The sequence below is a fragment of the Pleurocapsa minor HA4230-MV1 genome (assembly GCA_019359095.1).
Taxonomy (GTDB): Bacteria; Cyanobacteriota; Cyanobacteriia; order Cyanobacteriales; family Xenococcaceae; genus Waterburya; species Waterburya minor.
In genome coordinates, this window is record JAHHHZ010000021.1 from 233656 (window position 1) to 258271 (window position 24616).

The window sequence follows — 24616 nt, forward strand, 5'->3', positions numbered from 1 at the left end:
AATAATAAACAAGTTTTAAAATAAAAGTAATTAATGTCTACCGAACAACCTACTGAAAAGGAGCTACTAAAAACGGTTTTAGAGCCGCTGCTAGAAGATTTTCAATATTGGTTTGGGCGATCGCGCACTTTGTTAGAGTCGGAACAGATGTCTTTCTTCACAGCTCAAGAGCAAGCGGAATTACTAGCCAGAATTGTTCACAGTCAGCAAGAAGTTCAGACAGTAAAAATGCTGTTCCAAGCAACTGAAGGATTAGCGGGTATAGACTCTAAGATGTTGCTTCCCTGGCATCAACTAGTGGCTGAGTGTTGGGATGTTGCCCAAAGATGGCGGGAAAACAAGCAGTTACCAAATTAGAGTTCCGAAATCTAAAACAACAGTAAAAAAGACTCAAATCATTCCTTTTGCAGATTATTGTTATGAGTTTATGAGGGAAAATAATTTATATGTTGCATTTAATTTACATTTTAGCTTTCACGGTAATTGCTCTACTAGCAGTTAGCAATCTGATTCGTAGTTTGGTCACTTTAAGCGTAGAATCTCAGAAATTTTATCCTCCCCAGTACAATGGTTCTCATCAAGGAACGCCTTCATCCAAGCAAATTCATCCCGAATTGCTAGATGAGCAGGGCAAAATAATTGAAGAACCACTACTGTTAATGCGTTCTGTCTCTGTAGATGATGCGCGATCGCGTTTGAATGCCTTGTACGATGCCTCTCCTAATAAAACTATCGATCCTGAAGAATAATACTTGGTGAAAATATTTTATTTAAAAAAAACATTTTAATTTAATTCTGGATTTAATTGTGTTCTAGTTTGGGCAGTCTGATAGTGAAGGTGCTTTGTGTACCTCACTTAACTTTTGTAAGTAACAATTTAAATAACAAATTAAATAACAAAATCTGGGCGATCGCTACAAGTTAAATAGCAGATAAGATGATCTTGGCTGGGATGCGATACGATTTTCCTGGGCATTTTTTCAATCTTAAACAGTTTTGCCTCTGGTTTTCGCTATGATTGGTATGGTCGATTTGGCATCAGGTTTTGTCTGGTGATCGAGATCGATATTTCATTTTTCTCTTACACAAATTTTTGGGTAACCCATAGTAACAACAGCTTTTCATGACTACTATTATAGAATCAGCCTACAGCGATCGCCAAATGGTAGCTTGGTTTAGAGGCTTGTACACCATAGCTTTAGCGGATGGACATTATACTCCCGAAGAACAAGAGTTGATTGGTCAATTAACTCAAGATTTAGTTGATATCAATGCGGTAAATCGTCTGGAAAGCATAACTCCTGAAGAATTAGCGACAACATTAGGTAAAGAACCCGATACAGCCGAAAACTTTCTCCGTACAGCAGTTTTAGTCGCGGTGGCTGACGGAATTTATTCGACATCTGAATACGAACTGCTACATCAATTTAGTGATGCCTTAGAGATTGAAGTAGAGGCGTTAAAATCTCTGGAAAATAATCTCTATCGACCAGAAGTTGCTGTAGAGAGTGATTCGTCTGCTGCTTTAACCCCATCCAAGCAATGTAAATTAAATGTCGATGTACTTCATCCTGTTAAAGATTGGCTCGAAGGAATGGAAGTGAAAGATCCCCGATTAGCTAAATTTATTTGTAAAATAATTCCGCCTCAATGTCCCTTTGAACGAGATATAAATTTATTTGGACGTAAAGTTGCTCATATTCCACCTCTTTGCAAACTTAATCCTCTGTACGAGCAGTTTACAATGTTACGTTTTCGCTCCCTGTCGTATCTAGCTGATGAATGTGGCGAAGATGTGACTAAATATGTTCAATAGCCATTAGCTCTTAGCTCTTAGCTCTTAGCTAATTAAATAGTAGATTTGGACTACTATATTAATTCAAACTCTTCATCTTTTCAAGATAGAAGAGAAGACTTTAACCCAGAAGCTAAAAGCTAATAGCTAGTTAAATTCCCGTAATCAATTATTTGAGCCTAATCAATGCAGTTTATCGATTTAGCAGAAGTAGAAGTAATCGCTGGTAAGGGTGGTGATGGCATGGTAGCATTCCGTCGGGAAAAATATGTTCCTGCGGGAGGCCCTGCTGGGGGAAACGGTGGCTGGGGTGGATCGGTAATTTTGGTAGCCTCAAATCGTCTCCAGACTCTGTTAGATTTTCGCTATGCTCGGATTTTTAAAGCAGAAGACGGCAAAAAAGGTGGCCCGAATAATTGTACGGGAGCTAAAGGAAGCGATCGCCTGATTGAAATTCCCTGTGGTACTCTAATTACAGATGCGGATACGGGAGAATATATTGGCGATTTAACCGTGGACGGGGAAACCCTCTGTGTGGCTGCTGGCGGTAAAGGCGGTTTAGGTAATAAGCATTTTTTAAGCAATAGCAATCGCGCTCCAGAATATGCCTTACCAGGATTGGAAGGAGAAATCAAACGTTTACGTCTAGAATTAAAGCTCATTGCTGAAGTGGGCATTATTGGTTTACCCAATGCTGGGAAATCAACCTTAATATCTTCTTTGTCTTCTGCTAAACCCAAGGTAGCAGACTATCCGTTTACCACCTTAGTCCCCAATTTAGGCGTGGTGCGTAAACCCACAGGAGATGGAACTGTATTTGCAGACATTCCTGGCTTAATTTCGGGCGCATCTGAAGGAATTGGCTTGGGTCATGACTTTTTACGGCATATCGAACGAACTCGTGTTTTGTTGCATCTGATTGACGCTACAGCCGATAATCCCATTGCCGACTATCAAACGATTCAACAGGAATTAGAAGCCTACGGACACGGGTTACCCGAACGACCACAAATTATTGCCTTTAACAAGATTGACGCGGTAGATAATGAGACTTTAGAATTCATTACCTCTGAACTACAAGAATTAACTTCGGTGCCGCTTTTTCATGTCTCCGCAGTGACTCGTGCAGGCTTAGATACCTTAACGCAAAAGATCTGGACAATTTTGGATGCCGAGTCAGCATCCGTGTTGATCTAATTCTTTCCCGACAGCTTTTAGCAGTGCGTCAAATTACTATTGCTATTGAATCAAGTAAATGGGTCATGTCAGGCAAAAAGTTCTGTGCCTAACTATGCCCGTTAAGTCACAATTATTTTAAATTTGCTATATTACGAATCCAATTTATGTCAGATATTTTGAATCGGTACTTTAGCAGTTAACAAAAGTAAACTGTCAATAATTTCCTGCACTAATAAAAGCGCTGCTACTAGAAACAATGCTTTCCTCTGTTTCAACGACTTGGGCGTTGAATTCAACATTTAGATAGGGATTATCTCCCTCATTTAAACCAGTAATTGAAAATGAAGCAGAACCATTAGGTGTAGAAGCAACACCTTGGAGAGAAGCATATTGAGATTTTCCGCCAACTACTGTTTGAGCTTCAAAGCTGTTTATATTCTTAAGTACTGCTTCTGGTTCAATATTTTTAATTAATAATCCCATCTATCTACTATTATTAATGGATTAAGCTTTACACGAATACAGAATTTTGCCACGCACATTACACCAAGCAATGTCTGCAACCTATTCGTCTAATTGGCAGACTTGTCGCATCTAAATAAAAGAGCGAAGAAATCTACTATCAAAATCTTAAGCAAGATTCTGATAGTAAATGCAACTATCTAAAACTAAGTAAGGTTCAAATTAAGTTGCTAAAGTAACTTGTGGCTTACTCACCCATTGTCAAAGACCCAGCCAATAAAGCTGAATGATTTGCAGGCTCATCTATATCGACAGTTTCACCTATAAGGTCAAAACTGATATCAGCGTTAGCAGCACCTACACCACCATCCTTAAAGATAAAGTCAAATTTAATGCCAGCACCACCGCCACCAATAACTTCATTGGCCGCAGCAAATTTAACTTCAGAAAGTACATTTTCAGTTGCTATTTCAGAAATATTGATTTTCACAATTCTTCTCCAGTAAATTTAAATTGGGATAATTTATGATATTGACAGGCAGAAGTAATTTATTGGTTTCGATCTATATCTTTTTGAACAAGTTGAACAAGGTTGATATTTATTTGTTCACACCAAAATCAAACAATCAGAATGTTGACTTATGGAGTGGATTACAATGCTTGTCAACATCACAAAACAGACAATATCATATAACAACTACTTCGCGCAACAGTTTTTTTTTAAATACGTAAATTTTTAAAAATTACCTAAATATTGGTGTTGAAAGTTACCATAAAGCACTATTTAATTATTTAATTTTTGTTTAAATACAATTCGCTTAACAACGCCAGATTTTAAAAAATATTGCTCTCAAGCCTTTAAATAAAAAGCTTGATGACTATTTAAATAATTTATCATTAATTGAATCTTTAAATAATTTTCAAAAATTAATAGTAATTTATATTTAATGTAATATATTTTAACAGCCAAAATCTTCAATATTTCTTTAAGATTATTTTATCAAATAGCAAAATAAAGCAATAAGAACAAATAATTTAGTCTAAAAATTAAAATTAATCTTTATTTATTCTAATAAATTATATTTAATGACCCGAAAGATTTTATGATGTTCTCAATCGAAAAAGCATGAGCTTAGAACTATTGCATGGTTGTTTCACGAAAAATCTTAGAAGATCGGCTGATTAAAACCTTGGGACGCGGTTGTTTGCCAGAGCTGTCCAAAATTATCAATCGGGTTGACTTATTCGAGCCTGAAAAAGGTCAATTATTTTGGAGATCGCAAGATGCAGAATCTACAATAGGTATAGTTCTCCAAGGAAAAGTAAGAGTGATCGATCGCGACAATAACTTGGTAATCTCGTTACCGCCAGGAACATCATTTGGCGAACTGACCTTATTTGCCGATGCTGATTTTCAACCTTATTCGATTAGAGCTTCCAGCAACACCTTACTCTGTTATGTAAATGCTGAAGTACTATTACCAGTGATCGAACAATATTCAGCAGTACGGGAGCATCTATATTCACAGGCAAAGCTGCAAGATTTATTGTTACTTAACTACAAAAATGGTCATGGCGATCGCCGAGAAACTCAGAATTTACTAGAAATCCTTCCTTTACTGGAAAATCATCAACTGTCCCCTGGAACTGTCCCCGACTCAGTTTGGCAAAAACAGCAGTTGTGGTTGCTGCGTCAGGGAGAAATATTGCACTCTTCTGGTCAAAAATTAACCCCAGGAAAAACTTATGCTCTTGAGAGCTTGCCACAAACTGGAGCATGGTTGGTCACCAATCCCGTCGATTTATATACTTTAAGTCAGGCATCTGCCCTCAAAAAACCAACGCCAGCCAGCGATCTAGATGCAGACTTAGCTCTTGAGCAGTCGCTACAACAGAGATCAGCCAATCTCGATGGTGAAGCAATCGAGCCAGAAAGCAGTGTCAAAACAATTACCAAATCGGTAATAGGGCAAATGCGATCGCCTCAAGCTAAAACCAAGACGAAAACCAAAGCTCAAAAAACTGTTAGTAAAGCTTACTTTCCTAGTCCTAGCTTACAGGTTAGTCATTTATGGCAACAAATCAGCCGACGCTATCCTTTCTTTTTACAACAGAGTGCCTCAGACTGTGGCGCAGCTTGTCTAATCATGGTCGGGCGTTATTGGGGGAAACGTTTTAATGTTAACCGCTTACGCGATTTAGCTGGGGTAGATCGTAACGGTGCTTCTTTAAATGGTTTGGCTGTTGCAGCTCAAAGTATCGGCTTTACAACTCGAATGGTAACGGCGAGCCTCGACATTTTGGCACAGCAAGATCTACCAGCGATCGCCCATTGGGAAGGCAGACACTATATCGTAGTTTACAAAATAACTCGCAAACAAGTAATCATATGTGACCCAGAAATTGGGCAGCGTAGTTTAAGTCACGCGGAATTTAAATCTGGCTGGACTGGATATACATTACTGCTACAACCAACGATACTACTCACTAAAACTCCAGAAACTGCTACTTCGTTAGAGCGATATTTTGAGTTAATTAAACCCTATCGCACCATTATTGGGGAAATTGCGATCGCTTCGATCGCCATTCAAATATTTGGGCTGATCGTGCCACTGTTGACTCAGCTGCTGTTAGATCGAGTCGTGGTGCAACGCAGCGATATTACCCTGACGGCGATTGGTTCTGGATTACTGATCTTCGGTTTGTTTCGGATTGCCATGACAGGGTTACGCCAGTATTTAGTAGCTCATACCGCCAATCGTGTCGATCTCGCTCTGATTGTGGGGTTTGTCGATCGCGCGTTTCGTCTGCCCTTATCATTTTTTGAGTCTCGCTATGTCGGAGATATTATCTCCCGAATTCAAGAAAATCGTAAAATACAAAGATTTTTAACTGGCGAAGCTCTGACAGTTATTCTCGATTTACTGACAGTTTTTCTTTATCTCGGGCTGATGTTATGGTACAGCTGGAAATTGAGTCTGATGGTCGTAGCAATTATCCCATTTTTTATTTTAATGGCACTAGTAGCTACGCCTTTTTTAAAGAGAATTTCACGCGAGATTTTTAATGCCTATAATCAAGAAACCAAATATTTAATTCAATCCCTGACGGGAATTCGGACGATCAAATCAATGGCGGTAGAGCAGCTAGTCCGTTCCAATTGGGAAGAATTATTTAGCGAGTCGATTCGGAAAAACTTTTCTGGTCAACTAATTAGTAATAATTTACAAATTGTTAGCTCTCTAATTCAAACTTTAATTACTGTTGGGTTGCTCTGGTTTGGCGCTTGGCAAGTAATTCACGACGAGTTGACGATCGGACAACTAATAGCGTTTAACATGCTGCTGGGTAACGTTATTTCCCCCTTTAATCGATTGACAATGCTGTGGAACCAGCTACAAGAAGTTTTAATCGCTGTCGAGCGAATTGAAGATGTGATCGATTCTCCTTTAGAAGAAGATTTACAAAATAATTTGCGCCAATCCCTACCACCAATGATGGGACATGTGCGGTTTGAAAATGTCACCTTTCGTTATCAAGCACAAAGCGACATTAACATTCTGGAGAATATTTCTTTTGAAGTATTTCCAGGGCAAATGGTCGCATTAGTTGGTCGCAGCGGTTCTGGTAAAACAACAATCTCTAAAATGATTTTAGGTTTTTATACACCCTTAGAGGGTAAAGTGCTAATCGACGGCTACGACGTGAATGGTTTAGCTTTACATTCTTTACGATCGCAAATTGGCGTTGTCGATCAAGATACTTTTCTCTTTGGCGGTACAATCCGCGAAAATATCAGTTTGAGTCGTGCCGATGCCGCTTTAGAAGAGATCGTTAAAGCTGCCCAACAAGCAGGCGCTCATGACTTTATTCAAGAATTACCCATGGGTTATGAGACTCAAATTGGCGAAGGAGGCGGAATGCTCTCTGGTGGACAAAGACAAAGAATTGCGATCGCTCGCGCCCTATTGGGGGATTCTCGCTTATTGATCTTTGATGAGGCTACTAGCAATTTAGACACGGAATCAGAACGCATCATTCAAAATAACCTAAGTACTATTGCTCGCAATCGAACCACGATAGTCATTGCTCATCGTCTCTCTACAGTGAGAAATGCAGATTTAATCTTAGTGTTAGATCGCGGTGTTGTAGTAGAAAGCGGCTCTCACGCTGAATTAATGAGGAAGCGCGGTCAATATTATTATCTAGAGCAACAACAAATGACAATCGCTCATTGAAATCAATCCCTTGATTCTTACTCTATAACCTATGACCAATCACAATTCTTCTATATCCCACCTGGAACCCAAACCCAATCTTACCGAACAGATTCGGATTTTGATCGTGGACGATCAGCATTTTGCTCACATTTTTCTCGAGAAAATCCTGATGGGCGATCCCGAATCAAATCTCAAAGTCATCGGTACAGCTAGTAATGGTCAAGAGGCTGTGCAACAGGTAGAATTCCTCCAGCCAGATGTCGCGATCATGGATCTAGAAATGCCCAAGATCGATGGAATTACTGCCACCAAGATGATCGCGCAAAAATTTCCCGACTGTAAAGTTTTGGTTTTTAGCAGCTATGACGACGCCAAACATTTACATAATGCTTTGCAAGCTGGAGCCACAGGATATTTACTCAAAAATACTCCTAGCGAAGAACTGAGAAAGTCAATTCGGTTGGTCAATAAAGGTTATTACCAGGTTAGTCCAGGATTATTAGCCAAAGCTTTTGCCGAGCGACAAGAGAATGACCCAGCGCTGGTGGGAATTGAGTCGAGTTCATCATCGCCGACACAAACCCAGTTACCTTCTGCGCCAAATTGTTCCAGTTCTACTCAAGAATTGCTCAATACATTTCCCCGCGTTTGGAGTAGAGGCTTGGTGTATCTATTGCTAATTTTTATAGCGATTGGTATACCTTGGACTATATTGGCTCGCATAGATGAAACGGGTACTGCTAGGGGCAAAATCGAACCAAAAGAGAAAACGCTGACCATAGACGCTGCCGTAGGTGGGAAAGTAACCGAGGTTCGAGTCAAAGAAGGTCAACAAGTTAAAGCAGGACAAGAATTACTGGCGATCGAATCGGCAGCAGTTACTTCTCAACTACAGCAACAGCGAGAAAAGTTAGCAGGGCTAAAAAATCAACTTATTCAACTAAAATCCTTAAAAGACCGACATCTACAGGGAATTATTTCGCAAAAACGACAAAATCAAGCCCAAATAATCGAACAACGAGTCAAACTACAACAGGCAGAGCAAAGTATCGCATCTTTACAAGCCTTATCTAATCCGCAACAGCAAGAAAAGCGCGCTAGTCTAGAGCAAGCCCAAAAAGCGATCGAAACTAGTCAAGCCGTCTATGAGTTGGCTCAAATTCGCTTACGCTCGGCAAAAGAGAAAGTTCCCCGTTACCGTCAAGTCTATCGAGATGGGGCAATTTCTCAAGACCGCCTGTTAGAAATAACTCAACTAGCCAATGAAGCGCAACAAGAGCTAGCAAAAGCCAATGCGGAGTTAGATACAGCAAAATCTAGTTTAAAAGAAGCACAGAATAGTTATCAGACTTTGCTGGAAGAACAAACGGCTGGAAACCAGCAAGCAAAACTTCGTTTGTCAGAAGAACAGGGCAACTATAATTCTCTTTTGCAAACAAATCATCTAGCTCTTTTACAAAATCAAGAGAAACTCAAAGACACAGAAGCAAAAATTGCGACTCTCAACGGAGAAATTGCGCAAACGGCAAGTCAAATGAAATCTTCCCAGTTTGAGTTAAAGCAATACTCAATTAAAGCTCCCGTAACTGGAACTATTTTTCAGTTTCCCATTCAAAATGCGGGAACTACCGTCCAGGCGGGAGATACAGTCGCAGCGATCGCTAAAGGGGTTAAGCAGGATGCTTCCAAGTCAAGTTTAGTGTTGCGAGCAAAGATGCCAAGTTCGCAAACGGCTTTTTTGAAAACGGGATTGCCTGCTAAAATTAAGCTCGATGCTTATCCCTTCCAAGATTACGGCATAGTTGAAGGTCGCGTTAGTTGGATTTCTCCAGACTCGAAAGTCGCTGACCAACAGCAATCAACGCAGCAGCAAGCTGAATTTTTTGAATTAGAAATAATTTTAGACCAAGCCTCTATCAACACTGCGGGTAAACCAATTACCATAAATCCAGGTCAGACAGCAAGCGCAGAAATTGTGATTAGACAACGCCGCTTAATCGATTTCTTTTTAGAACCTTTTCAAAAATTAAGAAAAGGCGGTTTAGAACTTTAGTCGGCTCGAAATACAATATTATTTTTGATTATTTTGGTTTATGTCAAAATCTCTGCAAATTTCCTCAGCCGAAATTCTTGAGCGCCTGATCTTATCATGTCAAATACCTTCAGTAGTGAAGGAAATCGTCCGTCATCAAATTATCGATCGCGCCGTTCAAGCAGAGGGAATAGTAGTAAGCGATCGCGAATTACAGCAAGCTGCCGATCAATTTCGCGTCAAATACGATCTTTACGATCCACAGACAACTTGGCATTGGCTCAACAAAAATCATTTGACAGGAGATGATTTTGAAAAACTAATTTACGAATCGATAGTTTCTGCCAAACTGGTTCGGCATCTGTTTGACGATCGTGTCGAAGCTTTTTTCTACGAACGTCAGCTAGATTATACCCAAGCAGTTTTGTACGAAGTGCTGTTTACTGATTTCGATACGGCAATTGAAGTATTTTATGCGATCGAAGAACAAGAAATTAGTTTTGTCGAGGTTGCTCGTCAATACATTCAAGAACCAGATTTGCGTCGCCGATATGGTTATCGAGGAATAATCTCCCGTAAGGCTATAAATTCGGCAATTTCAGCTGCCGTGTTTGCTGCTACTCCTCCTCAAGTACTCAAACCAATTGCGATCGGTCAAAATATTCATCTGATTTTAGTTGAAGAAATTATCGAGCCACAATTAGACAAACAGTTACGCGGTCAAATTCTGACTGAATTGTTTGCTGCTTGGCTGGAAAAACAGCTATTGCAGTACTCGATCGAAATTGAATCTGAATTACGTCAAGTTCCTTCTCAGGCAGAAATCTCATCCAGTTAATAAGTCGATATTGAAAAAATCGATGATAATATAATAGTTTGCAGTTTAAACATATCAAGACAATCAAATCTAGACTAACTATGACTCTGACTCAACAGCGCAAGCAAGAATTAATGGCAGAATACCAAGTTCATGAAACCGACACTGGTTCTGCTGACCTACAAATTGCCGTTTTAACCGAAAGAATTAATCAGTTAACTTCTCACCTGAGAGCCAATAAAAAAGACCATTCCTCCAGAAGAGGTTTACTAAAAATGATTGGCCGTCGTAAGGGTCTTCTTGCCTACATTCAAAAACAAGATTTTGAGCGCTATCAAAAATTGATTGCTCGTCTTGGCATTCGCCGTTAATCACTAGACATTATGCCATCAGATTCTAAACGGGGTCGCTTACCATTTGAACCCCGTAACAATAACAAAAAAGAAAAGCCCGAAAAAACTACTCCTGTAAGCACGGTAAAACCGAAGCGATACGGTACTTCTAGAAATTCTCGTCCTAACTCTAACCTGTCGGCGATCCCAGATGTCGTGAGTAAGCGTATGGGACGGCGCATGGCGATATTCTGTGGGATTCCTTCAGCCTTGGGAATGTTGTCTTTGTTGGTTTTTTACTGGCTTAAGGTAAACGAAGTTGTCGAATTACCTCCTTATGCTGCTTTTGCCGTCTCCTTTGGCTTTTTGGGTCTAGGAGTTCTAGGCTTGAGCTATGGTCTGTTTTCCGCTTCTTGGGATGAAGAGCGCGTTGGTAGCAGCTTGGGGGGTGACGAATTTAAAGTTAACCTGGGAAGAACAAGAGACGCTTGGAAAGCCTCAAAAAAGGCGGACAGTTAACTTAAAGGGTATTACACGCTCTCAACGAAGTAATTAAAGCGATCGCAATCTAATACTAGAGATCGGGAGGTTAATTCACTAACTAATGAATCAGTTATATAAACAAGATTTTAACCTTTGGCTCAAAGAAATAGCGATCGCGATTAAAAACCGAGATGTTAGCAATATGGATTGGGACAATCTCCTAGAAGAAATTGAAGATATAGGAGCGAGTCAAAAAAGGGCTTTACGAAGCTATCTGAATCGTTTAATAGAACATATCTTTCAGTGGTGAAATAAAATCAATGCGTACTGCTAAAGCTCACCGTCGTCGAGGAGTCGCCTCAAAAATTCTCGAACACATCATCGAAGAAGCTCAAAGACGTGGTTATAACTGTCTAAATTTGGAAACAGGTGCTTCGCCTGAGTTTGCTCCCGCACGCGCCTTATATGCACTTTATGGGTTTGAGTATCGAAATCATTTTGCTGAATATATCGACGATCCCAATAGCGTGTTTATGATGAAAAAGCTAATGGGCGATCGCCGATCATCCATTTGGTAAAAAAATTTACTAATATTACTGATAGGGTCATTTAGTCGATAAATTGGGGTTGTTAATTCATGATTGTAGTAATGAAAGTCGGTTCTCCTGAGCAAGAAATTCAGAGAATAGAAGAGGAATTACAGGATTGGGGATTAACTCCAGAGAAGATCATCGGCAAGCACAAAATTGTTATGGGGTTAGTTGGCGATACTGCATCTTTAGATCCTTTACTGCTACAAGAAATTAGTCCTTGGATCGAAAACGTCTTGCGAGTTGAAAAGCCTTACAAAAAAACTAGTTTAGAATATCGTAACGGTGAACATAGTAAAGTAGTGGTGCCAACTCCCAACGGGGATGTTACCTTTGGCATCAATCATCCTGTAGTTGTGATTGCAGGGCCTTGTTCGGTCGAAAACGAAGGGATGATCATTGAGACAGCCAAGGCAGTTAAGGCTGCTGGAGCCAGCTTTCTTAGAGGTGGTGCTTATAAGCCTCGCACGAGTCCCTATTCTTTTCAAGGTCATGGAGAAAGTGCTTTAGAATTATTAGCTGCTGCGCGGGATGCTAGCGGTTTGGGCATTATCACCGAAGTAATGGATACTGCTGATGTGGATAAAGTAGCAGAGGTTGCTGATATTGTGCAGGTAGGGGCGAGAAATATGCAGAATTTCCCCTTACTTAAAAAAGTTGGCGCGCAAGACAAACCAGTGTTTCTCAAACGGGGCATGTCAGCTACTATTGACGATCTGTTAATGGCAGCAGAATATATTTTAGCTGCGGGTAATTCCAACGTAATTTTATGCGAACGTGGTATCCGCACTTTTGATAGCCAATATGTGCGCAACACTTTAGATCTAGCAGTCATACCAGTATTACGCTCCTTGACTCATTTACCGATCGCGATCGATCCCAGTCACGGTGTCGGAGTGGCAAAATTCGTTCCCCCAATGGCTAAAGCAGCGATCGCAGCAGGGGCAGATTCACTCATGATTGAAGTCCACCCCAACCCTGCTAAAGCTCTATCAGATGGCCCTCAATCCCAAACTTTTGAGGGTTTTGCTAACTTGATGCAAGAATTGAGCGTTATTGGTCAAGCCGTTGGTCGCTGGGCTGAATCTCCTGTAACGATAGGCTAAAGCTAGGGGATAATATTCAACAATGAACAATGAACAATGAACAATGAACAATGAAACCCCTAATGATTCTGATTCTGCCGTTAGTGATCCAAAAACAGATGTCTCTTTAGACAAAACAACAGAAACAACGACACCATTACGCTGTTTCTTTGCTTCTTGCATTTCTGGAGTACTCGCCTTTGCTTCCTATTCACTATTTAGTTCAATAGTGCAAACTTATGCGACGAAGGCAGTAACTTCCCACAATCCGATCGTAATTAATATAACTTCCGCCGTCAGAACATTGGTAATGGGAGTTGTGGCTTTGGCTACAGGAGTCTTTGCCATGGTAACGATTGGCTTATTTTTACTAGGAATTCAACTAATGGTACAAAGTTTCAAAAAGGCTTAACTTGCCTAAAATCAGTGATTAAGAGTAGCCAATTAAATCTTGGTTATTCCAGTTAATCGTATCGCCAATTGCTTGACCATCATGATAAGCCGCTAAAATTACCTCGCTAGTTTTACCCCAGCAAATAGTTCCGTCAGCAGCGATCGCGATCGCGCCTAAGTCTCGTTTACGACTACGAGATTCAGTCATAGATTTTTGCATAGCTTCTGGTAAGGACATCCCATCGGTAACGCGAATGACAATTTTGGCAGCTAGACATTCATCCATGATATCTTCGCCGATCCCTGTACAGCTTACTCCAGCAGCAGCATCAGCGTAGTTACCTGCGGGCATTGCTGAATCGCTGACTCGACCAATTCTTTCTAAACCTTTACCACCAGTAGAAGTCCCTGCACAGACTTTACCTAAGCTATCTAATGCTACTACGCCGATCGTACCTTTACGGGGTTCGTGAATCAAAGCTTCTTCAGCAACAACTCCTGCCATATTTTTATCAAAATTCTCATCTCTTTCCTGTATCCATTCTTGGAGGCGAATTTCCACTAAAGGATCGTAGATCGGGACATTTAATTCTCGCAGTAGCTCTTTCGAGCCATAGTCTGACAGAACGCGATCGTCTTCTCCCTGTAAATATTGGGCTAGTTCGATGGGATGTCTAACGCGAGAGACGTTAATAATGCCACTAAAACGCTGTTTTGCACCATCCATCAGGGCAGCACTCATGCGAATCTGACCATCAGACTGCAAGACTGAACCCGTACCAGCATTAAAAGTTGGCTGGTTTTCCAGTAGTTGACAACCCAACACCACAGCATCGACTGCGCTGCTACCATGAGTAAGTAGATCGTAGACTTCTGCTACAACATTGTGAAGAGCCTGGCGAACTTTAGCCTCTCCCTGTTCGCTTTTAATATGTCCTCCTGCGCCACCGTGAATGATCAGTTTGGGTTGTACTTGATTAGCAGACATAATGTGATGAAGATAGTGATATGACTAATATTTTTAGGCGTTAACAGTGTCAATTATGATTCACTGTTAGCAGACTGTTTGCGACGACGACAGCGATCGCTACAGTATTTAACATCATCCCAGCATTTTTCCCATTTTTTACGCCAAGTAAAAGGGCGATCGCATACAGGACAAATTTTAGTCGGAAGATCTGATTTTTTGCGCTGGTTTGCCATGTTTTGCCAGGATAAGAAGCACAGTTTTATTATTCCTCATTAATTGATAATTTAGACATATGAAGCAAAACTTGTTGGCAAATATTAGGATTGTGCTGGTTGAACCTGCGGGAGAGTTGAACGTGGGTTCGATCGCCAGAATTATGAAAAACATGGGGTTGACTAACCTGGTATTGGTTAATCCCAGGTGCGATCTCGAATCTGATGAAGCCAGACAAATGGCGGTACATGCGGTAGATGTCTTAGAAACGGCGCAGATTGTAGAGAGTATCCCGATTGCTTTAGCAGGCTGTCAGCAGGCGATCGCCACTACCGTACGTTCCCGCAGTGTACCGATTCTGCTGGAATCCCCCGCAACAGTACTGACTGGATTACTCGTGCCTAATATTCAATCAGCCTTATTATTTGGCGCTGAAGATCGGGGGTTAAGTAATGATGAACTCAAACATGCTCAAAGATTTATCTGTATTGAGTCTAATCCTGATTATCCCTCCTTGAATTTAGCTCAGGCAGTGACAATTTGCGTTTATCAGCTTTATCAAAGTTGGCTAGAAATGAGTAGAGGTCAAATTCCCGAACCAGTTGCCTCTTCGCCAGCGATCGCACCTATGCCCAATAATGCGACGATTGAAGTCTTGGAAGGATATTATCAAGATTTAGAGGCAATGTTACTTGAAATTGGCTATTTGTATCCTCATACTGTCGCTGTCAAGATGGAAAAGTTTCGTCGCCTTTATAACAAAGCCAATCTACAGCCTGAAGAAGTGGCGATGCTGCGGGGAATTTTACGTCAAATTCGTTGGGCAAATCAAAATCAAGTAAAACTCTCTGAGAATTGACTATTCATATTGCTGAAATTGCTCAAAATTTCTCAACATACACACAGCCTAGGGGAAAAAATCCGTAAATTTACCAGTGTAAATTATGGGACAAAACTACATACTGTTGATCGATGAACAATCAACGCTGAATAGTTGATGCTCTCTTTAATATTGCTCGTTGTCAATCAGAGTGATGGAGAAGTGGCAGAAATTTTAGTTTTAACTTTTAAATTAGGTTCTGTTCGATGGTGATGAGATAGGATTAAACTGCTTTACTGGCAGAGATTAAAGCCACTTTCGGTCAAGATTGACTATATTTCTCATCAATAGAGTATGATTAAGCGCCATTTTCCTTGAGGGTCAATGGAAATGAACTAGTTGCTTGCTTCCATAATATGTAGTTGTTTTCCAGGAGTTGAGAGTGAATCGCAAAGGCAAAAAGTCTTCTCTTACCAGAGCTAAGGGTGTTAAAGTTAATCCCAAATCTAAACCTAGTTTGTTAGGCAATTCTGCCACAGCCAAAAAACCCAGCGAGTCTAAACCAAAGCGAGTTAAAAATAATTCTCGCTCGAAACAAAACTTAACTGCAAAATCAAGTTCTAATCGTCGTCCCAAAAAAGCGACCAATAGTCGAACTACAAAATCTCCCAAAACTTTAAAATTGGCTACCTATGTCCTAACTATTACGATTGGACTCAGCACTATTTTTGGCTCTTTGATGTCGATGGCAAGCTCTTTTCAGGCGACTGAATTACAAAAAGCGCCTAATTCCACCATTAAAGTAAAGGTAAATCGCGAACACAAAGCCAAACTAGATAGTTTATTTGCGATCGCCTCTTTAGGCAAAGAAATTACTACCCTCAAATCTCAACTGGAACAATTAGCCACTCAATATCCCGATCTTCAGCCAGAATTATTCTTCGTAGATTTAGACACCAAAGGTTTTGTCAGTATTAATAGTAAATTAGCACTTCCCGCTGCCAGCACAATTAAATTACCGATCCTCGTTGCTTTCTTTCAAGATGTAGATCGGGGAAAAATTAACCTGGCAGAAGAGTTAATTATGAGCAAAGATGTCATTGCTGGTGGTTCTGGTGGTATGCAGTATGAGCCACCCAATAGTAAGTTTTCGGCTCTGGAAACTGCGGAACAGATGATGACCATTAGTGATAATACCGCCACCAACATGCTGATCAAACGTTTGGGTGGCATGGATCAATTAAACCAACGATTTAACAAGATGGGATTGGTGGCTACCAGGTTACATAACCCACTGCCAGATTTAACAGGAACTAACACCACAACTTCAGCAGATCTGGGTAATCTATTAGTCAAAATTGATGGCGGAAACTTAATTTCTTTGCGATCGCGCGATCGCATGTTGTATATTATGCGCAACATCGTTACCAATACTTTGCTCCCCGAAGGTTTAGAATCAGGGGCAATCATTGCCCATAAAACAGGAGATATCAAGTCTGTTTTAGGTGATGTGGGAATTATTGATATGCCTAATGGTAAACGCTATATTGCCTCTGTTTTGGTCAAGCGTCCCGATAATTCTCCCCTAGCAAAAGAATTTATTCAAAAGGCATCTGGTACTGTTTATCAATACTTCAAAAAGCCCCAAACTACTAAATTTAGTTTAACAGAGAATCAAAAACGCTAAGAGCTAATTCCAGCTTTTGATCTTTAAGGTGTAATATGAAGTCCGTTGAAACAATTCCAATTAAAACTCGCGCCAAGACGCTAAGACCTTTATCCCGCTTAGTTTGAGCGTGAGATTCGGCGAATTTATTTCGCCTTGAATAATCGCGCTGTTGGGGCCCTAAAGGACTAGCTTCGCGTCGCAAAGATTTTATTAGAAGTAATTAAGCGGACTTGATATAAAAGGTTGTTGCGATCGCTTTCTATTCGATCAAAGATTGTGCAAACTTATTGAGAACAGATCTCTAGAGATTCAAATGAACGAAATTAAATACCTCCTCTCAGAAAACCAAATGCCTAGTGCTTGGTACAATATCCAGGCAGATTTACCCACCCCTTTATCTCCGATTCTGCATCCTGGCACTAGACAACCGATCTCGCCTGCTGACTTAGCACCCCTCTTTCCAATGAGCTTAATCGAACAGGAAGTGAGTCAGGAACGGTGGATTGAGATTCCTGACGAGGTGCAATCCATTTATCAACAATGGCGACCTACCCCTCTGTATCGAGCGCGCCGACTGGAGAAAGCCCTCGATACTCCCGCCAAGATTTACTATAAATATGAAGGTGTTAGTCCTGCTGGCAGCCATAAACCCAACACGGCTGTTGCTCAGGCTTATTACAACAAACAAGCGGGTATCAAACGACTAATCACAGAGACTGGAGCAGGACAGTGGGGGTCTGCACTTGCTTTTGCAGGTGCGCTATTCGACTTGGAAGTCCTGGTCTATATGGTAAAAGTCAGCTATAACCAAAAACCCTATCGTCGTGCCTTTATGGAAGCCTATGGAGCGAGAGTTGTTTCTAGCCCTAGTGAAGAAACTGAAGCAGGACGAGCGATTCTGGCAACAAGTCCCGACAGTACAGGCAGTTTAGGCATTGCTATTAGTGAAGCCGTTGAAATTGCTGCCCAGGATCGACAGAGTAACTATGCTTTGGGCAGCGTTCTCAATCACGTTCTTCTCCATCAAACTGTCATCGGACAGGAGGCTTTAGCACAGATGGAAATGGCGGGTGATTATCCAGATCTGGTAATCGGCTGCACTGGCGGGGGTAGTAACTTTGCGGGAATTGCTTTTCCGTTTTTGGGTGCCAAGTTAAGAGGAGAGCGGGAAGTTGAAATTATTGCCGTCGAACCTGCTGCTTGCCCAACCCTCACTCGTGGTCAATATGCCTATGATTTTGGCGATACGGCGCACTTGACACCATTAATGAAAATGCACACCCTAGGTAGCACTTTTGTCCCAGAAGGCATTCATGCTGGAGGCTTACGCTATCACGGTATGGCTCCGCTAATCAGTCATGTGGTAGCTTTGGGACTTACGCAACCAAGATCGGAACACCAATTAGGCTGTTTTGCAGCTGGGCTAACATTTGCTCGTGCTGAAGGCATTCTACCTGCCCCTGAAGCGAATCATGCTGTCAAATCTGCGATCGACGAAGCCCTCAAATGCAAAGAAGCGGGTGCAAGCAAAGTAATTTTGTTTAATCTCTGTGGTCATGGACACTTTGATATGCAGGCATATATGGACTATCAAGCGGGAAAACTGATCAACACCGAATACAGTTCCGCAGAAGTAGCAATGGCACTAGCAGGATTACCTTCTATTGGTTAAACCTCTCATAGTCTATTTTTTTGCTCTAGCGGGGGCTAATTTCTTGGTTAATAATGATAACGAGCCTGTAGAAAATACACTCGATTATCTTTTACTTTGTAAACTAAACGGTGTTCTAAATCTAGACGACGCGACCAAAGAGCAAAAGCTATATATTTCAAAGGTTCAGGTTTGCCAATTCCTTTAAAAAGATCGCCGTCTAAAATATCTGCAACCAAATCCAAGATTTTATCTCCCTTCTTTTATCTGCTGTTGGTCTATTACTTCATCTAAGATACTGGCTAAATTAGCTCTAGCTTGGGAATAGCTGGTTTCTTTACTTAACACGATCTATTTTTGATTACTTGTACAACTTTATCGTACGTTATGTTTTGGCTTGAGTTTAGGTGCGGCTCAACAACTAGCTACAATGGCAAAATTTGGTAACTTAAATAGACAATAGCCGTACCGTTTCACCAAACGGAAACTGAGATAAATCTAAACCGCCAGGAGTAACCACCCATAAAACAGGTCAGGGATTGCCAAAAGTCGTTGTTGTAAAAGATATTTTTGCCGTCTGTTGCAGGAGTCGAAATACTTTGAGTTGGTATAAATTTAGCGAATAAAGCTATGGTAGCAAAGAAAGGCGATCGCATTCGTAAACGGAGTAATGACGCGCTAATTATTTTTTGGATGATGTTTAAGGGAGTATTATAATTTTGAGCGATCGCGTTACTATTGCTTGCTAACCTTCATGAGGTAAGTTCAATTTTATCTTTTGTGAGATTAGATATATTGTCTAAAATTTTTAAGTCAAGATCTTTATTCGATATGAGACTGCGCAATAGATCTTGGTTGTTAATCGCCTTATCTACTAGTTTTTGAGGTGGATTAATGTTATTCGCTAGAATTAGAGAATATATTTTTTCCTCTGACTCTTTTTCTTTGTTAGTTATTAATAGTTGTTTTATTACTTTCTTGGAAGCATTTTTGTTTGAAGCGATCGCTTCTCTAATATAGCTACAATCATACTTAATCACTGATGTTACGCACTTTTGAGCAAATGCAGTTCAGACATAGCTTGTTGTAAAGCTGTAATATAAATGCGATTTCTCAAAGTAAAATGATTCATTTTATGTTTCAACTTCATGCTCTCTAACTATATGCGAAGCGGTATACCATTTGCGAAGCTTATCCTTTAGGACAAGGGTATATCCGAAGGTGTATCCTTTAGGACTAGCTACGCGTCGTCCTAAAGGACTGGTTTTACTAGTTTCCACAGCTCAAATGAAGTCCAAGTCCTTTTTTGACAGAAAACGGGTTATTTTGACATGACTAACACTTCCGCCTAATGCTTTTGACAATCCCGTTGCTGTTACTTGTCCAAACGAGCTGATAATATAGTCGCTATATAGTTCCAAAAACTTTATATCCATTTCAATATGATAGCTTTTGCGTAACGTCAGTTAAATAACTCAAATACTTGGCGACAAAATAGTTTGAGCTGTTTTTCTGCATCCTGGGCGGGTTGATATTGACCAACACATTGCCAATTATCTATGGTGGAAAATTTCCAAGCTTGACCTACATGACTAAAGCCACAGGTTTCCACGCCAATAAATTTCTCTACTGGTTCGCTGGGATCTTGGTAGAAACGGATCTGCACTAAAATACTATTGCTTTGATAACGTCTACTCCAGCCAGGAAAATGAAAGCCAATATCAATTGAATCTGGATCGACCAACTCGCGAGTGTCTGGATCGTTTTTCCAGGGCTTGAGATCTGCTTTGGCATCAGGAAATTGTGCTTTAAACAAGGTCACAACAGAGGCAATTTTAGTAGCAAGTTCTAAACTTTTAGCCCTCTCTGATGCGTTCATGTTTAATTTCCTCTCGTAAATCTTTATTTAAACACCTGTTTAACCATTTAGGACAAGAATCTATGGAACTCAAAATTCAGCAACTCCACGAATCGGCAATCATCCCTCATTATGCTCATCCTGGGGATGCAGGGCTAGACTTATTTGCGATTGAACCACAGGAGATCTTGCCAGGTGAGGCTCAATTAATCAAAACTGGTATTGCGATCGCCCTTCCCATGGGCTATGAAGCTCAGATACGTCCTCGTAGCGGACTAGCATTAAAACATTCAATTACTGTCTTAAATTCCCCTGGCACAATTGATGCTGGATACCGAGGTGAAATAGGGATTATTTTAATTAATCATGGGAAAAAACCATTTCAAATTATTCCAGGAATGAAGGTAGCACAAATGGTTGTCACTTCATTTATTCAGACCAAAGTAATAGTTACACAGGATTTAGATAGCACTTCAAGAGCAAATAAAGGCTTTGGCAGCACTGGCAACACATAAGATTTCTCAATAATATAGATCGATTCAAGAATTTGTTAATTACTATCAAGTATTTAACTTTTAACGATAAATACTTAATTTACGACGAAAAAATTATTTATATTCATAAGCAAAGTGTATTTTTGGTTATTTACAGATTCTAGATTCAGCAACGAATTAATAGCTATGTGGAATATTGAAGAATCATAGATAAATATTAAGAAAGTATTAAGTTATACAGCGCACCTCCGACTAAAGAGTTATAACTACGGAAAGATATATAACCAAATATATCTATAACGAAGGAAAGATGCGCTATGATATATTGTTAAAGTATATTAAGCTAAAGCCTTTGATAAATAAAAAAATTCCCAAAATCATGTTACCTAAAAGCCGAGGAAAAATTGCGTTAATCTCCGTTCATGGAGATCCCGCTGTAGATATTGGTAAGGAAGAAGCAGGTGGACAGAACGTTTACGTAAGACAAGTTGGAGAAGCATTATCTCGCCAAGGTTGGCAGGTAGATATGTTTACTCGCTGTAGTGATGCTAATCAAGCAAAAATTGTAGAACATAATTCAAACTGTCGGACAATTCGCCTCACGGCAGGCCCAGAGAAATTCGTAGCTCGACAAAAAATATTTAATTATTTACCAGAATTTGTTGAAGCTTTCTTTAACTATCAGCATCAACAAAAAACTATTTATCCTATAGTCCATACTAACTACTGGCTCTCAGCATGGGTGGGAATGGCAATCAAACAACGCCAATCCATACAACATCTGCATACATATCACTCACTGGGAGCGGTTAAATATCGTTCAATTAATACTATTCCTTTAATTGCTAAAACTCGTCTACGGGTAGAGAAAGAATGTCTGGAAAATGCAGACATGATTATCGCAACTTCTCCCCAAGAACAAGAACATATGCGATCGCTAGTATCGAAAAAAGGTAACATTATGGTTATTCCTTGCGGTACTGACATTGATTGCTTTGGTAGCGTCGATCGCGCAGCAGGTCGAGCCAAGATTGGTGTTGACTTGGACGCTAAACTAGTAATGTACGCAGGGCGTTTTGATGAGCGCAAAGGCATTGAAACACTAGTAAGAGCGATCGCCAGAGATGAAGTTAAACGCCACGAAAATGTCAAATTGATGCTCGTTGGTGGTAGTACTCCAGGAGAAAAAGACGGTATTGAGAGAGACCGAATTGCCGAACTTGTCGAAGAACTAGGTATTCAAGATATTACTGAATTTGCTGGTCGAGTTCAGCATGAAGATTTAGCTTGCTACTACGCTGCTTCTGATATCTGCGTTGTTCCTAGTCATTATGAACCTTTTGGTTTAGTAGCAATTGAAGCAATGGCTTCGCGCACTCCTGTAGTAGCATCTGATGTAGGGGGATTAAAATTCTCCATAGATAATAATAAGACAGGCTTGCTAGTACCACCTCAAGATGAAGTGGCTTTTGCTCAAGCAATCGATTCAATCTTAACCGATGATGAATGGCGTCAAGAGCTAGGTGAAAATGCTAGACAAAGAGTTGAAGACAAGTTTAGCTGGAAAGGTGTAGCCACCCAGTTAGACAAGCAGTACATGGTTGAATTAAACAAGCTGTGGGTAGAATTAGGACTATTAGCTTCTGCTGCGGTTTAATACAAACAGATAAAACATACATTTGTCAAAATACTTTAATTATTAGGGAGATATACTTTATCTCCCTTTTATATCTGCGACGCGAAGCTAGTGCTAAAGCACATTGTACCCTTGTGGTATACCGCTACGCATATCCTTTAGGGCGATGCTTTTATTGGCGGTGAATAATTACTTTGGCTGTTGTAAAGTTGGCAAGCTTTAACTGAGCATTTTGACTTTTTAATTCTGCTAGTCCATACAAGCTGGCGATGACAATCATCATAGTTAGTGATAAGTTTCGGACAAAGGCAAAATTAGTTATCAGTTCAATGATTTCGGCTTTCACTTCACGCAACATCATAAGGCTCTAGTTCTTTTGCTGTTTAGTTGTCAACTAAATACGTGCCAAAAATAGAAATCATGCAATTAGGCAATTTTGTACCTTAAAATACATTTTTTCTGGCAAAATGCAATACACTGCATAAAAAGACAAGATATTGCTTAAATTACATATTTATTTAAGTTTCTCTTTAATTGTGTTTATTTGAGAGAAAAAATCTTAATTTTTATTGATTCTAAAATGTTATTTTAGTAAACTCTAGATTATCCAATTAACAAAACCGAACACAGGGAGCAAATTCAAGAAACCGATGTCATATCATTCCAAACAACTAACAAATGGACGTTGGGGAATTTTTATTAATAGTAAACTAATTGCAACTATTGGTTGCCCTGATACCTGTCAAAAAATTATTTATTTTTTAGAAAATCGTCTATCAAATCAAAGCCTCCCAGTTTTAATGGAACATTATGGAGTGAGCCAGTATTTCCATGACATGAAGTTAAGACCTTGATTTGATCAGTAATCAGTAATCAAATTATTGTAATAATCGATCATAGTTTGACGATAGAACAAGGGCATTCCTGTATCGTAGTATTGTCCCCGAACAAGATAGGCGATCGCACCATATTGCTGACTTAATTTATCTAAGCAGGTTGTTAGCTGAAACTCGCCTTGGAAACGTTCGTTGTTATCTATTTCTGAAGCTAGTAGCTTAAAAATAGTTGGTTCGAGAATATACATGCCGAACATCCCCAAGAATTCATCCTCGTTCATTCCAGGTACTCGTAAATGTTCTCTGGCATATTCTAGGGTGGGTTTTTCGTAGATCTGAGCAATTTCTAAAATAGATTGTGGCGTTTTCCATCTGCCACTAACACATCCCGCCTTGTGAATAATATCCGCCTGCATGACGGTAATCCCAATCACGCTAGTATTATTTTGCTGATAAATATCTAACATCTGTGTCGCACAGCTAGATTCAATCTGGGAAGTATAAACATGATCCCCTAATAAAAGTAAAAATGGCTGATCGTTTACCCAGTCACGAGTACAGTAAACAGCATGACCAAAACCTTGTTGTTCAGTCTGAGTCAAAATAGTAATGCGATCGCCTAAAGCTGCTAAATATTCACTGTATTGCTTATTTTCAGCTGACAACTTAGACCATAATTCAGGCTTAGGAGGAGATTTTAAGAGGTCGTAGAACAAATCGCGATCGCCTGACTGCACCACAATTCCCACTTCTTCGATCCCTGCACTAATAGCTTCTTCAACAATTGCTAGAATAATTGGCTTGGCACGTCCATCGCGATCGATTATTGGCAACAGCTCTTTTTTTACGGCTTTGGTAGCGGGATACATCCGAGTCCCCATCCCCGCAGCAGGTATGATCGCCTTACGTACTTTTCTTGACATGAATGATTACTGGTTATTTGCGAAGCTTATACCACAAGGGTACAACGTCCTTTAGGACTGATTACTGATTAAGTAGGTAGGCAAAATAATTGATCAAACCCCTACCCTTAGAGCTATTTGTTACTCGTTACTTGTTACTCCCTAACCTCATTTCCAAT

The 24616-nt window shown here is 40.1% G+C and carries 29 protein-coding genes; 19 read left to right on the plus strand and 10 right to left on the minus strand.

What is annotated here, in order from left to right:
• Positions 1-33: 33 nt before the first annotated feature.
• The 4 genes from KME09_13300 to obgE all read left to right on the plus strand — a co-directional run bounded on the left by KME09_13300 (position 34) and on the right by obgE (position 2992).
• Entirely contained in the window at positions 34-357 is a 324-nt protein-coding gene (locus KME09_13300) for a DUF2605 domain-containing protein (protein ID MBW4534905.1), read from the plus strand.
• A gap of 89 nt (positions 358-446) precedes the next feature.
• Positions 447-749, plus strand: a complete 303-nt coding sequence (locus KME09_13305) for a DUF2973 domain-containing protein (protein MBW4534906.1) — start codon at positions 447-449, stop codon at positions 747-749.
• Between the two features lie 374 nt (positions 750-1123).
• Positions 1124-1816 carry a nitrogenase gene (locus KME09_13310; protein ID MBW4534907.1) on the plus strand — a complete coding sequence of 231 codons (693 nt, stop codon included), beginning with the start codon at positions 1124-1126 and terminating at the stop codon, positions 1814-1816.
• Between the two features lie 165 nt (positions 1817-1981).
• Positions 1982-2992 (plus strand): GTPase ObgE, encoded by a 1011-nt coding sequence (obgE, locus tag KME09_13315; GenBank protein ID MBW4534908.1) that lies wholly within the window; start codon positions 1982-1984, stop codon positions 2990-2992.
• A gap of 195 nt (positions 2993-3187) precedes the next feature.
• On the opposite strand, the gene KME09_13320 is transcribed toward obgE, so the two are convergent.
• Both KME09_13320 and KME09_13325 read right to left on the minus strand, forming a co-directional pair.
• Positions 3188-3457 carry a hypothetical protein gene (locus tag KME09_13320; GenBank protein ID MBW4534909.1) on the minus strand — a complete coding sequence of 90 codons (270 nt, stop codon included), beginning with the start codon at positions 3455-3457 and terminating at the stop codon, positions 3188-3190.
• A gap of 226 nt (positions 3458-3683) precedes the next feature.
• On the minus strand, positions 3684-3926 hold the full coding sequence (locus KME09_13325) for a hypothetical protein (protein ID MBW4534910.1): 243 nt from the start codon (positions 3924-3926) through the stop codon (positions 3684-3686).
• A gap of 655 nt (positions 3927-4581) precedes the next feature.
• On the opposite strand from KME09_13325, the gene KME09_13330 reads away from it, so the two are divergent.
• The 9 genes from KME09_13330 to KME09_13370 all read left to right on the plus strand — a co-directional run bounded on the left by KME09_13330 (position 4582) and on the right by KME09_13370 (position 13407).
• Positions 4582-7674 (plus strand): peptidase domain-containing ABC transporter, encoded by a 3093-nt coding sequence (locus KME09_13330; protein ID MBW4534911.1) that lies wholly within the window; start codon positions 4582-4584, stop codon positions 7672-7674.
• A gap of 31 nt (positions 7675-7705) precedes the next feature.
• Positions 7706-9709, plus strand: a complete 2004-nt coding sequence (locus KME09_13335) for a response regulator (GenBank protein ID MBW4534912.1) — start codon at positions 7706-7708, stop codon at positions 9707-9709.
• Positions 9710-9749: 40 nt separating this feature from the next.
• Positions 9750-10526, plus strand: a complete 777-nt coding sequence (locus KME09_13340) for a peptidylprolyl isomerase (protein ID MBW4534913.1) — start codon at positions 9750-9752, stop codon at positions 10524-10526.
• Between the two features lie 80 nt (positions 10527-10606).
• A complete protein-coding gene (rpsO, locus tag KME09_13345) occupies positions 10607-10876 on the plus strand; it encodes a 30S ribosomal protein S15 (GenBank protein MBW4534914.1) in 270 nt (89 codons plus the stop codon).
• 12 nt (positions 10877-10888) lie between these two features.
• On the plus strand, positions 10889-11356 hold the full coding sequence (locus KME09_13350; GenBank protein MBW4534915.1) for a PAM68 family protein: 468 nt from the start codon (positions 10889-10891) through the stop codon (positions 11354-11356).
• Between the two features lie 85 nt (positions 11357-11441).
• Positions 11442-11630 (plus strand): DUF29 domain-containing protein, encoded by a 189-nt coding sequence (locus KME09_13355; protein ID MBW4534916.1) that lies wholly within the window; start codon positions 11442-11444, stop codon positions 11628-11630.
• Positions 11631-11640: 10 nt separating this feature from the next.
• Positions 11641-11898 carry a GNAT family N-acetyltransferase gene (locus KME09_13360; protein MBW4534917.1) on the plus strand — a complete coding sequence of 86 codons (258 nt, stop codon included), beginning with the start codon at positions 11641-11643 and terminating at the stop codon, positions 11896-11898.
• Positions 11899-11957: 59 nt separating this feature from the next.
• Positions 11958-13016 (plus strand): 3-deoxy-7-phosphoheptulonate synthase, encoded by a 1059-nt coding sequence (gene aroF, locus KME09_13365; protein MBW4534918.1) that lies wholly within the window; start codon positions 11958-11960, stop codon positions 13014-13016.
• A 43-nt stretch (positions 13017-13059) separates the two neighbouring features.
• Positions 13060-13407, plus strand: a complete 348-nt coding sequence (locus tag KME09_13370; protein MBW4534919.1) for a DUF3082 domain-containing protein — start codon at positions 13060-13062, stop codon at positions 13405-13407.
• 18 nt (positions 13408-13425) lie between these two features.
• On the opposite strand, the gene KME09_13375 is transcribed toward KME09_13370, so the two are convergent.
• Both KME09_13375 and KME09_13380 read right to left on the minus strand, forming a co-directional pair.
• Positions 13426-14376 (minus strand): isoaspartyl peptidase/L-asparaginase, encoded by a 951-nt coding sequence (locus KME09_13375; protein ID MBW4534920.1) that lies wholly within the window; start codon positions 14374-14376, stop codon positions 13426-13428.
• 53 nt (positions 14377-14429) lie between these two features.
• Entirely contained in the window at positions 14430-14591 is a 162-nt protein-coding gene (locus KME09_13380; GenBank protein MBW4534921.1) for a DUF2256 domain-containing protein, read from the minus strand.
• A 59-nt stretch (positions 14592-14650) separates the two neighbouring features.
• On the opposite strand from KME09_13380, the gene KME09_13385 reads away from it, so the two are divergent.
• The 3 genes from KME09_13385 to KME09_13395 all read left to right on the plus strand — a co-directional run bounded on the left by KME09_13385 (position 14651) and on the right by KME09_13395 (position 18732).
• Positions 14651-15430, plus strand: a complete 780-nt coding sequence (locus KME09_13385; protein ID MBW4534922.1) for an RNA methyltransferase — start codon at positions 14651-14653, stop codon at positions 15428-15430.
• Positions 15431-16130: 700 nt separating this feature from the next.
• Entirely contained in the window at positions 16131-17078 is a 948-nt protein-coding gene (locus KME09_13390; GenBank protein MBW4534923.1) for a class A beta-lactamase-related serine hydrolase, read from the plus strand.
• Between the two features lie 295 nt (positions 17079-17373).
• Complete coding sequence (locus tag KME09_13395) at positions 17374-18732, plus strand: TrpB-like pyridoxal phosphate-dependent enzyme (GenBank protein MBW4534924.1); 1359 nt, start codon at positions 17374-17376, stop codon at positions 18730-18732.
• Between the two features lie 47 nt (positions 18733-18779).
• Here the strand turns inward: KME09_13395 and KME09_13400 are convergent, their stop codons facing one another.
• From KME09_13400 to KME09_13415, 4 genes are all read right to left on the minus strand, one after another.
• Positions 18780-18959, minus strand: coding sequence for a Txe/YoeB family addiction module toxin (locus KME09_13400; GenBank protein MBW4534925.1), 180 nt, complete (start codon positions 18957-18959; stop codon positions 18780-18782).
• A 225-nt stretch (positions 18960-19184) separates the two neighbouring features.
• Positions 19185-19367: a hypothetical protein gene (locus KME09_13405; GenBank protein ID MBW4534926.1), complete on the minus strand. Its 183-nt coding sequence runs from the start codon at positions 19365-19367 to the stop codon at positions 19185-19187.
• Positions 19368-19463: 96 nt separating this feature from the next.
• Entirely contained in the window at positions 19464-19751 is a 288-nt protein-coding gene (locus KME09_13410) for a hypothetical protein (GenBank protein ID MBW4534927.1), read from the minus strand.
• Between the two features lie 422 nt (positions 19752-20173).
• Complete coding sequence (locus KME09_13415; GenBank protein ID MBW4534928.1) at positions 20174-20590, minus strand: hypothetical protein; 417 nt, start codon at positions 20588-20590, stop codon at positions 20174-20176.
• A gap of 62 nt (positions 20591-20652) precedes the next feature.
• On the opposite strand from KME09_13415, the gene dut reads away from it, so the two are divergent.
• A complete protein-coding gene (gene dut, locus KME09_13420; protein ID MBW4534929.1) occupies positions 20653-21084 on the plus strand; it encodes a dUTP diphosphatase in 432 nt (143 codons plus the stop codon).
• Between the two features lie 358 nt (positions 21085-21442).
• Entirely contained in the window at positions 21443-22720 is a 1278-nt protein-coding gene (locus KME09_13425; GenBank protein MBW4534930.1) for a glycosyltransferase family 1 protein, read from the plus strand.
• A 151-nt stretch (positions 22721-22871) separates the two neighbouring features.
• On the opposite strand, the gene KME09_13430 is transcribed toward KME09_13425, so the two are convergent.
• A complete protein-coding gene (locus tag KME09_13430) occupies positions 22872-23060 on the minus strand; it encodes a hypothetical protein (protein MBW4534931.1) in 189 nt (62 codons plus the stop codon).
• A 289-nt stretch (positions 23061-23349) separates the two neighbouring features.
• On the opposite strand from KME09_13430, the gene KME09_13435 reads away from it, so the two are divergent.
• Positions 23350-23553, plus strand: coding sequence for a hypothetical protein (locus tag KME09_13435; GenBank protein MBW4534932.1), 204 nt, complete (start codon positions 23350-23352; stop codon positions 23551-23553).
• A 5-nt stretch (positions 23554-23558) separates the two neighbouring features.
• On the opposite strand, the gene KME09_13440 is transcribed toward KME09_13435, so the two are convergent.
• Complete coding sequence (locus KME09_13440) at positions 23559-24434, minus strand: NTP transferase domain-containing protein (protein MBW4534933.1); 876 nt, start codon at positions 24432-24434, stop codon at positions 23559-23561.
• Positions 24435-24616: the final 182 nt, after the last annotated feature.